We start from the raw sequence: 15,487 nt of genomic DNA on the forward strand, positions 1-15,487 counted from the left end.
ATGACGTCTTCGAAGCGAGACCGCGCCGAGGCCCTGCCCCAGGACCTTCAGGAAGCGCTGCGCCGCCGCCTTGCGGGGCGCGCCGGGGCAGCGGGCGCGAGAGCACGGGCCGGGGCACCGGACCCGGGCGCCCGGCGGGGCATCCCGCGCGCCGACCGCTCCCGGCCCCTGCCGCTGTCCTTCGCGCAGCAGCGGCTGTGGTTCCTGGACCGGCTCAGCCCCGGCGACGCCGGTTACAACAGCGCGGTCGCCCTGCGGCTCACCGGCCGGCTGGACCGCGCCGCCCTCTCCCGCGCCCTCGACACCCTGGTGGCCCGGCACGAGGCGCTGCGCACCGCGTTCGAGGAGAGCGACGGGCGGCCGGCCCAGACCGTGCGCCCGGCGGGCCCGGTGCCGCTGCCGATCCGGGACCTCACCGCGCCGGACGGCCACGCCCCCACCGCGCCGGACTGCCACGCCCCCACCGCGCCGGGCGCCGTCGACAGCGCCGTGCTGGACGCCGCGCTCCTCGCGGAGTACGAGCGCCCCTTCGACCTCGACGCCGACGCCCTGCTGCGCGCACTCCTGCTGCGGGAGTCGGACACCTCGCACATCCTGATGCTGACGGCCCATCACATCATCACCGACGGCTGGTCGATGGGCGTACTCCTGGAAGAGCTGTGCATCGCCTACGACGCCTTCGCCAGGAGCGCGGAGCCGGACCTGCCGCCGGTGGCGACGCAGTACCCGGACTTCGCGGTGTGGCAGCGCGAACAGCTGTCCGGGGCGCGCCTTGAACGTCAAATCGCCTACTGGAAAAAGCAGTTGACCGGATCCGTCGCGCCCGCGCTGCCGCTGGACCGGCCGCGCGGCGGGCAGGAGCCCGGGGCGGGTGCGATCCACCAGTTCACCGTGCCCGCCGACATCACGGCCAAGCTGCGTACCCTCGCGACGGAGCAGCACACCACCCTCTTCACTTCTCTGGTCGCCGGCTGCCAGGCGCTGCTCGCCCGCTGGTCCGGGCAGGACGACATCATCGTGGGCTCCCTGACACCGGGACGCCCCCGCACCGACCTGGAACGCGCTGTCGGCTTCTTCGCCCACACCGTCGTCCTGCGCACCCTCGTGGCGTCCGGCGGCTCCTTCCGCGACCTGCTCACGGCCGCGGCCGACACCGTCAACGAAGCCTTCGCGCACGGCGACACACCCTTCGAGCGCATGGTGGAGGCCGTCGGCGCGCCCCGTGAGCCCGGCCGCAACCCGCTGTTCGACGCCATGGTCCTGCTGCACCCGGACCCGCCCACGGCGCCCGCCCTGCACGGCCTGTCCGTCGCCCCGGTGACCGTGCCCCGCCAGGCAGCCGCGTTCGACCTGAGCGTGGAGTTCGTACCGGACGGCGAACAGCTCACCGGACTGCTCGAATACCGCACCGACCTGTTCGACACGGCCACCGCCGAGCGGATGGCGGACCAGTTGCTGCGGCTCCTGGACGGCGCCACCACGCAACCGGACCGGCCCCTGGACGCGCTGCCCCTGCTCTCCCCGGACGAGGCACGGCGCGTCACGGACGAGTGGAACGCGACCGCACGCCCCGTCCCCACCACCACCTGCCCCGAACTGTTCGCACGCCAGGCCGCGCGCACCCCGCACGCCACCGCCCTGGTGGCCGGGGGCGAGCGCCTCGACTACGCGACACTCGACGCCCGCGCCACCCGTCTCGCCCACCACCTCGTCGCCCGGGGCGCGGGCCCCGAACAGCTCGTCGCGCTGCGCCTGCCCCGCACCGCCGACATGGTCGTGGCGATCCTCGCCGTGTGGAAGTCCGGCGCGGGCTATCTGCCGCTCGACCTCGCGCTGCCCGAGGAGCGCGTACGGTACCTGCTCGACGACGCGCGACCGGCCCTCGTCCTCGACGAGGAGATGCTGCGGTCCCTGCCCGACGCGGCCACCCCCGTCCCCCTCACCGCACCCGACCCCGACACCACCGCCTACGTCATCTACACCTCCGGCTCCACCGGCCGCCCCAAGGGCGTCGCCGTGTCCCACCGCTCCGCGGCGAACCTCCTCGCGGGCCACCGCGAGGGATTCGTCGCCGACGCGGGCGGCGGGCCGCTGCGCGTGGCGCTGACCGCGTCGTTCTCCTTCGACACCTCGCTGGAGGGCGTGCTGCTGATGGCCGACGGCCACCCGCTGCACCTGGTCGACGAGACGACCCGGCTCGACGCCGCCGCTCTCGTCGAGTACGTCGTCGAACACCGCGTCGACTTCCTCGACCTGACGCCCTCCTACCTGCGCCAGCTGCTGCCCGCCGGGCTGCTCACCGACCCGCGGCACCGCCCCCGGGTGCTGATGCTCGGCGGCGAGGCCATCGGCCCCGGCCTGTGGCGCGAGCTGGCCGGGCACCGGGACGTGGCCGCGTACAACTTCTACGGCCCCACCGAGTGCACCGTCGACGCCCTGGCCTGCCGCATCGAGGGCGAGGACCGGCCACTGGTGGGCCGGCCGCTGCCGGGCGTGCGCGCCTACGTGCTCGACGCGGGCCTGCGGCCCGTGCCGCCCGGTGTCGGCGGTGAGCTGTACCTCGCGGGCGGGCAACTGGCCCGCGGCTACGCGGGACGGCCGGGCCTGAGCGCCGCGCGCTTCCTCGCCGACCCTTACGGCGCGCCCGGCACCCGCATGTACCGCACGGGGGACCTGGCCCGCTGGACCGCCGACGGGCGCCTGGACTACCTCGGGCGCGCCGACGACCAGGTGAAGGTGCGCGGCCACCGCATCGAGCCGGGCGAGATCGAGGCGGCGCTGCTCGACCTGCCGGAGATCACCGGCGCCGCGGTCGTCGCGGTGCCCGACACCCATGGCCACCTGCGCCTCGCCGCCTACCTCGTGCCCGCAGCGGGCGCACCCCGGCCCGCCGCGTCCGAACTGCGGGCCGCCTGCCGCCGGACGCTGCCCGACCACATGGTCCCGTCGTCCTTCACTCTGCTCGACGTGCTGCCCCTGACCACCAGCGGCAAGCTCGACCGCCGCGCCCTGCCCGCCCCCGACCTCGACGCCGCCCGAAGCGAGCGGGAGTTCGTCGCCCCGCGCACCGCGGACGAGCAGACGCTCGCCGACATCTGGGCCGACGTCCTCGGCATCGCCCAAGTCGGCGTCACGGACAACTTCTTCGAGCTGGGCGGCGACTCCATCCTCAGCATCCAGGCCGTCTCGCGCGCCCGCGCGACCGGACTCCAGCTGACCTCGCAGGACGTCTTCCGCCACCAGACCGTCGCCGACCTGGCTGCCGCCGCGTCCCGCAGGACCGCCGCGCCCTCGCGCCGGCCGGCGCGCACCGACGGACCCGCCCCGCTGACCCCCGTACAGGAGTGGTTCTTCGCCACGCACGGCGCGCTGCGGCACTTCAGCATGTCGATGCTCCTCGACCTGCCGCGCGACCTCGACGAGCGGGCACTCGAGCGGGCCCTGACCGCGCTCGCCGCGCACCACCCGGCGCTGCGCACCCGCTTCGCCCACAACGGCGACGCCTGGGAACAGCACCCCGGCGCCGTCCCGGTGTCCGGCCTGCTCACCCGCCACGACCTGGCCGCCGCCCCCGACCCCACGGCGGCCCGCACCGCGGCCGCGGACAGCGCCCGAGCCGCCCTCGACCCGGCCACCGGCACCCTGCTCCGCGCCGCCCTGCTGCTGCCCCCGTCCGGCGAGCGTCCCCAGCTCTTCCTGACCGCCCATCACCTGGCCGTCGACAGCGTCTCCTGGCGCATCCTCCTGTCCGACCTCGAACAGGCCTACCGGCAGGCGGCCACCGGTGAAGCCATCCAACTGGAGCCCACCACAGTCGAGTTCACCGACTGGGCCGCCCACCTGTCGGGCCGGGTGCGCGCGGGAGACTTCGACGGCGACCTGCCGTACTGGACGGCCGAGGCCGCCGAACCCCGTACACCGCTGCCCGTCGACCGGACCGGCACGCCGCTCGCCGGATCCGTGCGCACCGTCCGCACCCGCGTGGACCGCGCCACCACCGAGGCACTCCTGCGCCGGGTGCCCGGCGTCTACCGCACCCAGGTCAACGACGTGCTGCTCAGCGCCCTCGGGCGGGTGCTCGCCGACTGGACGGGCGCCGAGCGGGTGACCGTGGCCCTTGAGGGGCACGGCCGGGAGGACGACACGGTCGACGTGTCCCGCACGGTGGGCTGGTTCACCACCCAGTACCCCGTCACCCTCGTCCCCGCGGGACCGGCCGCCGCACCCGACTGGGGCGCGACCCTCAAGGCCGTCAAGGAGCGCCTGCGCGCCGTGCCCCGGCGCGGCCTGAGCCACGAGGCACTGGCCCGCCTCGGTTCACCCGACCCCTCCGCGCGGGCGCTGCGCGAACTGCCCCTGCCTCAGGTGTGCTTCAACTACCACGGCCAGTGGGACACCTCCGGCGGAGTCGAGTTCGCACCTGCCGCCGAGGTGCCCGGCCGTGACATGGCGGCCGACGAACCCCTGGACCACCTCCTGGACGTCTCGGCCGTGGTCGCCGACGGCGAACTGGAGATCATCTGGCACTACAGCGAGCGGACGCACGACGCCGACACCGTCCGCGGGCTCGCCGACGGCATGGTCCGGGCGCTCGGGGCGATCACCGAGCACTGCGCGCGGCCCGACGCGGGCGGCCGCACCCCCTCCGACTTCCCGCTCGCCCGCCTCGACCAGGCGGGCGTGGACCGCCTGGCCGGTGACGGGCGCGGCGTGGAGGACCTGCTGCCGCTGACGCCGCTTCAGGAAGGCATGCTCTTCCACCGCCTGGTCGGCGGCTCCGACGACGTGTATGTCGATCAGGCCGACCTGCTCCTGGAGGGCGTCGGTGACCCCGACGCCTTCGCCGCGGCCTGGCAGCGCGTGACGGACCGGACGCCCGCGCTGCGGACCTCGGTGGTCTGGGAGGACGTACCCCTGCCGCTCCAGGTCGTGCACCGCGACGTACGTGTGCCCGTCACCCACCTGGACTGGCGTGAGCTCGACGACGACGAGCGGTCCGCACGCCTCGACCGGTTCCGCGCTGACGACCTCGCCCGCGGCATCGACCTCGCCGCCGCCCCGCTGATGCGCCTCGCCCTGATCCGCCTGCCCGGCGCGCGCCTTCGCCTGCTGTGGACCTCCCACCACCTGATCCTGGACGGCTGGAGCCTCGCCCAGGTGCTGTCCGAGGTGTGCGACGAGTACGCGGCCCGCACCACGGGAAGCACCGCGCGGCCGGTGGTACGCCGCCCCTTCGCCGACTATGTGCGGTGGCTGGCCGAGCAGGACACCGACGCCGGGCGCGCCCACTGGAGCGCGGCCCTCGACGGGTTCGCCACGCCGACCCCGCTGCCCGTCGACCGCCCTCTGGGCGAGGCCCACCAGGCGCGCTCTGCCGGCGTCCACAAGGGCGGCCTGTCCGCCACGGACTCCGCGACGCTCGCCCGCACCGCCCGGCAGGCCGGACTCACCGTCAACACCGTGGTCCAGGGCGCCTGGGCGCTGCTGCTGTCCCGCTACAGCGCCGAGCAGGACGTGGTGTTCGGCACCACGGTGTCCGGCCGCCCCGACGACCTGCCGGGCGTCGAGTCCATGGTGGGCATGTTCATCAACACCGTGCCCACCCGCGTCCGCGTCGACAGCGGGGCCACCGCGAGCGCGTGGCTGCGCGAACTGCAGGAAAGCCAGGCCGAGTCGCGCCGCCACGCCGCCGTCTCCCTGGCCGAGCTGACCTCGCTGAGCGACGTGCCGTCCGGCACCCCGCTGTTCCACAGCATCGTCGCCTTCGAGAACTACCCCTTCGACGAGGCCCGCACGGCCGCGTCCGGCGTACGCCTGGCGGACGTCACCTCGCGCGACGCCACCAACTACCCGCTCGTCCTGCGCGCCCATCAGGGCGACCGCGTCGGCTTCGACCTCGCCTACGACCCCGGCCTGTTCGACATCGCTACGGTACGGGCGCTCGCCGACCGGCTGTGCCTGCTGCTCACCGAGATCGCCGCGGACCCCGACCGTCCGCTGCGGGCCCTTTCCTGGACGACCGCCGAGGAGCGCGAAGCCCTCGCCGGGGGCGACGTTGGCGAACACGCGCGCCCCACCGAGACATTGGTGGACCTCTTCGAGGCGCAGGCCGCCCGCACACCGGATGCCACCGCCGTCACCTGCGGCGACGACCGCCTCGACTACGCCACGCTCGACGCGGAGGCGAGCCGTCTCGCGCACCGCCTCGCCGAGGCCGGCGCCGGACCCGAGCACTACGTCGCCCTCGCCCTGCCCCGCTCCACCGACCTGGTCGTGGCCATCCTCGCCGTCCTGAAGTCGGGCGCCGCCTACCTGCCCGTCGACCCCAAGCTCCCCGCCGAACGCGTCGCCCACCTCCTCGGCGACGCGGCACCCGTGACGCTGGTGACGACCACGGACGCCGGCGTGCGGGCCGAGGGGACCGGTGTGCCCGTGCTGCTCCTCGACGACCCGACCGTGCGCGCCGACCTCGCCGGGCGCCCCACCACCCTTCCGGAGCCGGTCCGCCGTCCCCTGCCGGAGAGCCCCGCCTACGCCATCTACACCTCGGGCTCCACCGGCCGGCCCAAGGGCGTGGTCGTCCCGCACGCCAACGTCGTACGCCTGTTCACCCGCACCCGGCAGTGGTTCGGCTTCGACGAGCACGACGTGTGGACCCTGTTCCACTCCTACGCCTTCGACTTCTCCGTGTGGGAGCTGTGGGGGCCGCTGCTGCACGGCGGCCGGCTTGTCGTCGTCCCCGACGACACCGCCCGCTCCCCGGAGGACTTCCTGCGCCTGCTCGTCGACGAGCAGGTCACCGTCCTCAACCAGACACCGTCCGCGTTCTACCCGCTCGCCCGCGCCGACGCCGAACACCCCGGCCTCTCCGCGCGGTTGGCGCTGCGCACGGTCGTCTTCGGCGGCGAGGCACTGGACGTCGACCGGCTCGCCGACTGGTACACGCGCCACTCCGACGACGCCGTGCGCCTGGTCAACATGTACGGCATCACCGAGACCACCGTGCACGTCACCTACGCGCCCCTTGAGCACGCGATGGTGCGCACGGGCGCCGCGAGCCCCATCGGCACGGGCATCCCCGACCTGCGGGTCCATGTGCTCGACGGCGACCTCGCGCCGGTGCCGCCCGGCGCGATCGGTGAGATGTACGTCGCGGGGGACGGGCTTGCCCGCGGCTACCTGGGACGGCCGGGGCTGACGGCGGCCCGTTTCGTGGCCGACCCGTCAGGGCCGTCCGGCAGCCGCATGTACCGCACCGGTGACCGGGCCCGCCGCAGGGCCGACGGCACGTTGGAGTATCTGGGCCGCGCCGACCAGCAGGTGAAGATCCGCGGCTACCGCATCGAGCCCGGCGAGATCGAGGCCGCCCTGCACCGCCACCCGGGCGTGAGCGCTGCGACGGTCGGGGTGTACGAGGACGCTTCCGGGACGCGGCGCCTGGTCGCGCATGTCGTCGGGGCCGGGGCCGGACAGGACGGCGCTTCCGGGACCGGCGCGCACGGCAGTGGTCCGGACGGCGAACCCGGCTGCCCCGCGCCCGCGGTCGCGCCGTCCGTGGTCGTGCCGTCCGCCGCCGACCTGCGCGCCCACCTCGAGCGCCTGCTGCCCGCGCACATGGTCCCCGCCGCCTACGTACCGCTGGCGGCCCTGCCGCTCACCGTCAACGGCAAGCTCGACCGGCGTGCGCTGCCCGCCCCCGGCCCGGACGGCTTCGCCACCGGCACCGACCGCACCCCGCCGCGCACCCCCGCGGAACGCGCGGTCGCCGCCGCCTGGGCGGACGTGCTCGACACCGACGCCGTGGGCGCCGACGACGACTTCTTCGCGCTCGGCGGCGACTCCATCCTCGCCGTGCGCGTCACCTCCCGGCTGCGCACGGCCTTCGGCCAGGACGTCTCACCGCGGCTGCTCTTCACCCACCCCACCCTGTCCGCACTCGCGGCGGCCCTCGGTGAGCCCGTGGCCGACGGGGACACCGGAACCGACGTCATTCCGGCCGCGGACCCCGGCACTGCGCCTCCGCTGTCGTACGCCCAGCAGCGCCTGTGGTTCCTCGACCGGTTCGCGCCGGGCAGCACCGAGTACACGACGCTGTCCGTGCTGCGCCTGCGCGGCTGGCTCGACGAGGCCGCCCTGCGCGCGGCCCTCGACGGCCTGGTGGCCCGGCACGAGTCGCTGCGCACCACCTTCGCCGAACAGGACGGCCGGGCCCGGCAGGTCGTCCATCCGCCGTACGCGGTCGAGCTGCCCCTCGACGTCCTGTCGGGCGCCGACCGGGACGCACAGCTGGACGCCGTCCTCGACCGCGCCGCCGAGACCCCCTTCGACCTGTCCACCGGCCCGTTGCTGCGCGCCCGCCTCGTCCGCCCGGCCGACGGCGAGCACGTCCTGGTCCTTGCCGTGCACCACATCGTCACCGACGGCTGGTCCGGCGCCGTCCTCGGCCGCGATCTGAGCGAGCTGTACGCGGCGGCCCTGGAGGGGCGCGCCCCCGAGCTGCCCGCACTGCCCGTGCGGTACACCGACTACGCCGCCTGGCAGCGCGCCCGCACCGACATCGCCGACGAGCAACTCGCCCACTGGCGCGAGGTATTGGCCGACCTCGAACCCCTGGAGCTGCCCACCGACCGGCCGCGCCCCGCAGTGCGCACCCGTGACGGCGCCCTGGTGACCTTCCAGCTGCCCGCCGAGCTCACCGAGCGGCTCCGTGCCACGGCCCGGAGCGCCGACGCCACCCTCTACATGACGCTGCTCACGGCCTGCCAGGTCCTTCTGGCCCGCTGGGCCGACCAGGAGGACGTCGCGGTCGGCACCGTGACCGCGGGCCGGGAGCGCCGCGAACTCGACGACGTGGTCGGCATGTTCGTCAACACGCTCGTGCTGCGCGGCCGGGTCCGCCCCGACGCGTCGTTCCGTGAGCTGCTCACCGAGGCGCGCTCCACCGTCCTGGACGCGTTCGCCCACCAGGAGGTGCCCTTCGAGCGCCTGGTGGACGCCCTGGAGCCGGAGCGGGACACCAGCCGCACGCCGCTGTTCCAGGTCATGGTGGCCCTGCACAACCTGGGCGGCGAGGCGCCCCGCCTGCCCGGCCTCGACGTCGAGCCCGTGACACCGCCGGTGCGCAACGCCACCTTCGACCTCGCCTTCGACTTCGTGGAACACGGCGGCGGCGTCACCGGTCACCTGGAGTACAACACCGGCCTGTTCGACGCCGGTACCGCGGAACGCCTCGCCGCCCATCTGACGTCGCTCCTCGAAGCCGCCGCGGACGACCCGGACGAGCAGGCGGGCGCGCTGCCGCTGATGACCGCCGCCGAGCGCCGTCAGGTCGTCCGGGAGTGGCAGGGAGACCCGCTTCCGGCGGCGGACAGCGCCTTCCCCGCCCTGTTCGAGGCGCAGACGGCACGCACCCCGCACATCACCGCCCTGACGGCCCGCGACACCACGCTCGACTACGCGGCCCTCAACGACCGGGCCAACCGCCTCGCCCACCACCTCATCACCCTAGGCGTCGGCCCCGAGGACGTCGTCGCGGTCCGGCTGCCCCGCACCACGGACCTGTTCGTGACCGTGTTCGCCGTCATGAAGGCGGGCGGCACCCTGCTCTGCGTCGACCCCGGCCTGCCCGAGGAGCGCGTGACGTTCCTCCTCGCGGACGCGGCCCCGCGCACGCTCCTGACGGCCGAGGCGCTGCGCGAGGTGCCGTGGGACCGACTGCCCGCGCACGACCCGACCGACGCCGACCGCCGGGCGCCGCTGCGCCCCGACCACGGCGCCTACATCATCTACACCTCCGGCTCCACCGGGCGGCCCAAGGGCGTCGTCGTGGAACACCGGCACCTGGTCAACCTCTGCCACGACCACCGTGAAGGGCTCGTCGCTCCGCACGCCACCCACGGAGGTCGCCTGAAGGCCGCGCTGAGCGCCTCCTTCTCCTTCGACACCTCCTGGGAGGGCCCGCTGCTGCTCGCGCTCGGCCAGGAGGTGCACCTCGTCGACGAGGACGTACGCCTGGACCCGGAGGCGTTCTGTGCCCAGGTCGCGGACCGTGGACTGGATTTGGTGAACGTCACCCCGTCCTTCCTGCGGGAGCTCACCGCCGCCGGGCTCCTCGCCCCCGGCCGTCACCACCCGCGCGTCCTCCTGGTGGGCGGCGAGGCCGTCGGCACAGACGCCTGGCGCGAGCTGTGCGCGGCGGCGGACCTCGGCGTCACCGCGTACAACATGTACGGACCCACCGAGTGCACCGTCGACGCCGTGTACGGCCGCTGTACCGAACAGCCCGGACGCCCGGTCATCGGCCGCCCGGGACGCGGCCTGCGCGCCTACGTCCTGGACGGCGCGCTGCGGCCGGTGCCGGCGGGTGTGCCGGGCGAGCTGTACCTGGCGGGCGCCCAGGTGGCCCGCGGCTATCTGAACCGGCCCGGCCTGACCGCCGCCCGCTTCCTCGCCGACCCGTTCGGCGAGCCGGGGGAGCGGATGTACCGCACCGGGGACCGCGCCCGCTGGGACGCCCAGGGCCTCCTGGAATTCCTGGGCCGGGCCGACGACCAGGTGAAGATCCGCGGCTTCCGGGTCGAGCCCGGCGAGGTGGAGGCCGCGCTCCTCGCCGACGCGGCCGTCGCCGAGGCCGTGGTGACGGTTCGTGAACACGCGGGCCGGGCCATGCTCGTGGCCCATCTGGTGCCCGCGGGCGAACACCCCCCGTCGGCCGACGACCTGCGTATGCGGCTGCGGCGGACCCTGCCCGACCACATGGTGCCCGCGGCCTTCGTGCCGCTGGCGCGGATCCCGCGGACCAGCAGCGGCAAGACCGACCGGCGCGCGCTGCCCGCCCCGCCCGCGCAACCGGACAGCTCCACGCCGTACGTGGCCCCCCGGACCGGCGCCGAGGAGCGGCTCGCCGCCATCTGGGCGGAGGTTCTGGGCGTCGAACGGGTGGGCGCGCGCGACGACTTCTTCACCCTCGGCGGCGACTCGATCCTCAGCATCCAGATCGTCTCCCGCGCCCGGCAGGCCGGACTCGCCCTCACCACCAAGGACGTCTTCCGCCACCGCACGGTCGCTGAACTCGCCCTGTGCGCGAGGGAAGCCGCGCCCCGCCCCTCGGTGATGGGTGGCGTCGCACCCACCGAGGCGCCGCTCACACCCATCCAGCGCTGGTACCTCGACGGCCGCCGCCCCGGTGACCCCCTGCGCTTCACGATGACCCAGCGCCTCGAACTGGCCCCGGGCACCGACCTGTCCGCCCTGGCACAGGCCGCGGACACCGTCGTACGCCACCACGCCGCCCTGCGCACCCGATTCCGCCGCACGGACGACGGCTGGCGCCAGGAAGTCCTGCCGGAACCGCCCGACAAACTGGTCGCGCGCCATGACGTGACCGGTCTCGACGACCCACAGGTGGAGCGCGAGGTGCAGCGGGCGGCGGAGGCCGCCCAGGCCTCCCTTGATCCCACCGAAGGCCGGGTCGTCCGCGTCCTGCTCTTCGATCGCGGCCCGGCCCTGCCCGCCCAACTCCTGATCACCGTTCACCACTTGGTGATGGACGGCGTGTCCTGGCGCATCCTGCTCACCGACCTGGAGAGCGCCCACCGTGCCGCCACGGCGGGCCGGACCGTTGCCCTGCCCCCGGTGGGCACCGCCTACAGCCAGTGGGCCGCCCTGCTCGACCGACACACCCGCTCCGGCGGCCTGGACGCCGACCTGGCGTACTGGACCGACACCGCCACGCCCGCCGCCCTGCCCGCGGGCCGCACCGGGCCCAACACCTACGGCACCGCGGCCACCGTCGTCGTCACGCTGGCCCGCGAGGACACCGAGGCGCTGCTGCGTCGGGTCCCTGACGTTTACCGCAGCCAGGTGAATGATGTGCTGCTCAGTGCCTTTGCCTGCACGGTGGGCCGTTGGTGTGGCCATGGCACGGTGTTCATCGGTGTGGAGGGGCACGGCCGTGAAGACGTCTTCGACGGTGCCGGCGGCCCTGACGGCCCCGAGGGCCCTGGCGGCGGTGGCGGTCCTGACGGCGCTGTCGGTGCTGGTGGTGGTGGCGGCCTTGACGGGTGTGTGGATGCTGTCGGCGATGTCGATCTGTCGCGGACTATCGGGTGGTTCACTGCCGAGTACCCGCTCGTCCTGACCGTCGACCCGGACGCCGGGTGGCGCGACACCCTGCGCTCCGTCAAGGAACAGCTGCGCGCCGTCCCGCACCACGGGCTCAGCCACGGCGCCCTGCGCCGACTGCTCCCGGACAGCCCGCTCGCCGGTGCCCCGGCTCCGCAGATCGGATTCAACTACCACGGGCAGTGGGACACGGACACCGGCAGTGGCAGCGGTGGCGCCGGCGCCGGTGGTGGTGGCGGTGCAGGCGCACGTTCCGGTACGGGTACTGGTCTGTACGTCGGTTCGCTCCCGTCGGCCGGGTGTGACACTGACCCCGGCGAGCCCCGCCCCTACGTCCTGGACCTCACCGGCGTGGTCCAGGACGGCCGGCTCGAACTCGGTCTGACCTACCCGGCTGCCGTGTACGACGAGTCCACCGTCCGCCGCCTCGCCGAGGAGACCTGCGCGGCGCTGCGCGACATCGTGGACCACTGCGCCCGGCCGGACGCGGGCGGCCGCACCCCCTCCGACTTCCCGCTCGCGGACCTCACCCAGGAAGAGCTCGACCAGTTGGTGGGCGACGGCCGGCACGTGGCGGACGTGCTGCCCCTGACACCTCTGCAGGCCGGGATGCTCTTCCACGGCCTCGTCGACGACGCGGGCGCGTACTTCGACCGGACCGCGGTACGGCTGACCGGAGTGGCCGACCCGCGGGCGTTCGCGGACGCCTGGCAGCAGGTGGCCGACCGTACCCCGGCGCTGCGTACCAGCGTCCACTGGCGGCAGCTGCCGCACCCGGTACAGGTGGTGCACCACCACGCGGACCTGCCTGTCACCCATCTCGACTGGCGCGGCCTGACGCCCGGGCAGCGCGAGTCGGCCACCGGGCGGCTGCTCGCGGAGGAACGTGACGCGGGCATGGAGCTGACAGCCGCGCCGCTGACCCGGATCACGCTCGCCGCCCTCCCCGGCGACGAGGTCCTGCTTTTGTGGTCTTCGCATCATCTGGTCCTGGACGGGTGGAGCACCGGGCAGCTGCTCACCGAGGTGTGTGAGCGCTATGCCGCGTTGACCGGGGGTGCGGACGTGGCGGCGCCGTTGCGGCGGCCGTTCGCGGACTTCGTACGCTGGCTGCGCGAGCGGGACGAGGGTGCGGCCGAACGGTTCTGGACCGGTGCGCTCGCCGGTTTCCCGGCCGCGACGCCGCTGCCGTACGACCGAGCCCCCGCCGGGGCCCACCGCGCCCGCTCCGGCGACGCCGTCCGCCACGAACTGGATGTGGCCGTGTCACGGCGGCTGCGGGAGGCGGCCGCTCACGCCGGGCTGACTGTCAATACCGTGGTGCAGGCCGCCTGGGCTCTGCTGCTCGCCCGCTACAGCGGCCGCCGCGACGTCGTGTTCGGCACGACCGTGTCGGGCCGCCCGGCCGAACTGCCCGGTGTGGAGTCCATGGTGGGCATGTTCATCAACACCGTGCCGACACGCGTGCGGCTGCCCGGGGGCGGTGTGCTGTCCTGGCTGCGCGGCCTGCAGGACGAGCAGAGTGAGGCCCGGCGGCACGACTTCATGGCGCTGTCGCGTATCCAGGCGCTCAGTGACGTCCCTGCGGGTCAGGCTTTGTTCGACAGCATGGTGGTGTTCGAGAACTATCCCGTCGACGAGGCGGCTGCCGCCCGTACGGGTGTGGGTGTGGCGGAGGTGCGTGCCGATGACGCCACGACGTTCCCGCTGTGCCTGCGCGCTCACGTGAGCGACCGGCTCGGTTTCGACCTGGCCTACGACGCGGCCCTCTTCGACCGCGCCACCGTGGCACGCGCGGCGGCCCGGCTCGCCGCGCTCCTGACCCGGCTTGCCGACGGGTTCTCCGGTGCGGTCGACGACCTCGGCCTGCTCACCGCTGCCGACCGTGACCTGCTGCGCCGGTGGAACACCACCGCCCGCCAAGTGGCGCCGTGCAGCCCTGTGGACCTGTTCGCCGGGCAGGCGCGCCGCACCCCGGATGCGGTCGCCGTGCACGAGGGCCGGCGTGAGCTGACGTATCGTCAGCTCGATGCTTGGTCGGACCGTGTGGCGTCCGGGCTGCTCGCCGGCGGCCTGCGGCCGGAGGACCGGGTGGCGCTCCTGATGGACCGCTCCGCGGAACTCGTGGTGGCGCAGCTCGCGGTCCTGAAGGCGGGCGGCGCCTATGTGCCCGTCGACACCCGGGCCCCCGACGAACGCCGCCGCACTCTGCTCGACCGGGCGGGTGTCTCGGCACGGCTCACCGCCGCGGACGTCACCGCCGCCTGCACCGCGCCCGGCCAGACGCTGACGGCCCCGGCAGCGGATCCCGACCGGCTCGCCTATGTGATGTTCACGTCCGGCTCGACCGGCGAGCCGAAGGCCGTCGCCGTACGCCACCGCGATGTGGCGTCGCTCGCCACCGACAGCCGCTTCGCCGGCGGTGTCTGCGACCGCGTCCTGCTGCACTCACCGGTCGCTTTCGACGCCGCGACCTTCGAGGTGTGGGCGCCGCTGCTGACCGGCGGCTGCGTCGTGGTGGCCGCGGGCGAGACGGTGGACGCGGCGCTGCTGCGCCGCCTGGCCCGCCCCGAAGCCCGCCCCGAAGCCCGCCCCGAAGCCGGAGGCGGTGCTGGTGTCGGTGCTGGTGCCGGAGCCGAAGCCGGTGCCGGAGTCGGTGCTGATGTCGGTGCTGGTGCTGGTGCTCGTGCTCGTGCTGATGGTGGTGGTGGGCTGACTGCGTTGTGGCTGACAGCCGGTGTCTTCCGGCTCCTCGCCCAGGACGCCCCCGACTGCTTCGCGGGCCTGCGCCAGGTGTGGACCGGCGGTGACGTCGTCCCCGCCGCCGCCGTGCGCCGTGTCCTGGCCGCCTGCCCCGGACTGACCGTGGTGGACGGCTACGGCCCGACCGAAACCACGACCTTCGCCACCTCCCACGCCCTGACGGACGCGCAAGGTGTCCCCGACACCGTGCCCGTGGGCCGCCCGCTGGACGACAAGCGCGTCCACGTGCTCGACGCCCGCCTGAACCCCGTACCGCCGGGCTGCGTCGGCGAGTTGTTCGTGGCGGGCGAGGGCCTGGCGCGCGGCTACCTGGGCCGCCCGGCCGAGACCGCGGCCCGTTTCCTCGCCGACCCCTACGGCCCGCCCGGCACCCGGATGTACCGCACCGGTGATCTGGCCCGGCGGCAACCGGACGGCACGGTGGAGTTCCTGGGCCGCGCCGACGACCAGGTGAAGATCCGCGGGTTCCGGGTCGAGCCCGGTGAGGTGGAGGCCGTCCTCGCCGGCCGTCCGGGGGTGGGGGACGTGGCGGTGGTGGCCCGTGAGGACCGGCCGGGTGCCCGGCGCCTGGTCGCCTACCTCGTCGGCCCCGCCTGCCAGG

General features: G+C 74.6%; 1 protein-coding gene. It reads left to right on the plus strand.

Going from position 1 to position 15,487, the window contains the following annotated elements:
* Positions 1-15,487 (plus strand): non-ribosomal peptide synthetase (locus OO63_RS41530; RefSeq protein ID WP_037631309.1); only part of this gene is annotated, 15,487 nt, incomplete at its 3' end.

It is taken from the genome of Streptomyces alboflavus (assembly GCF_000716675.1).
GTDB classification, from domain to species: domain Bacteria; phylum Actinomycetota; class Actinomycetes; order Streptomycetales; family Streptomycetaceae; genus Streptomyces; species Streptomyces alboflavus.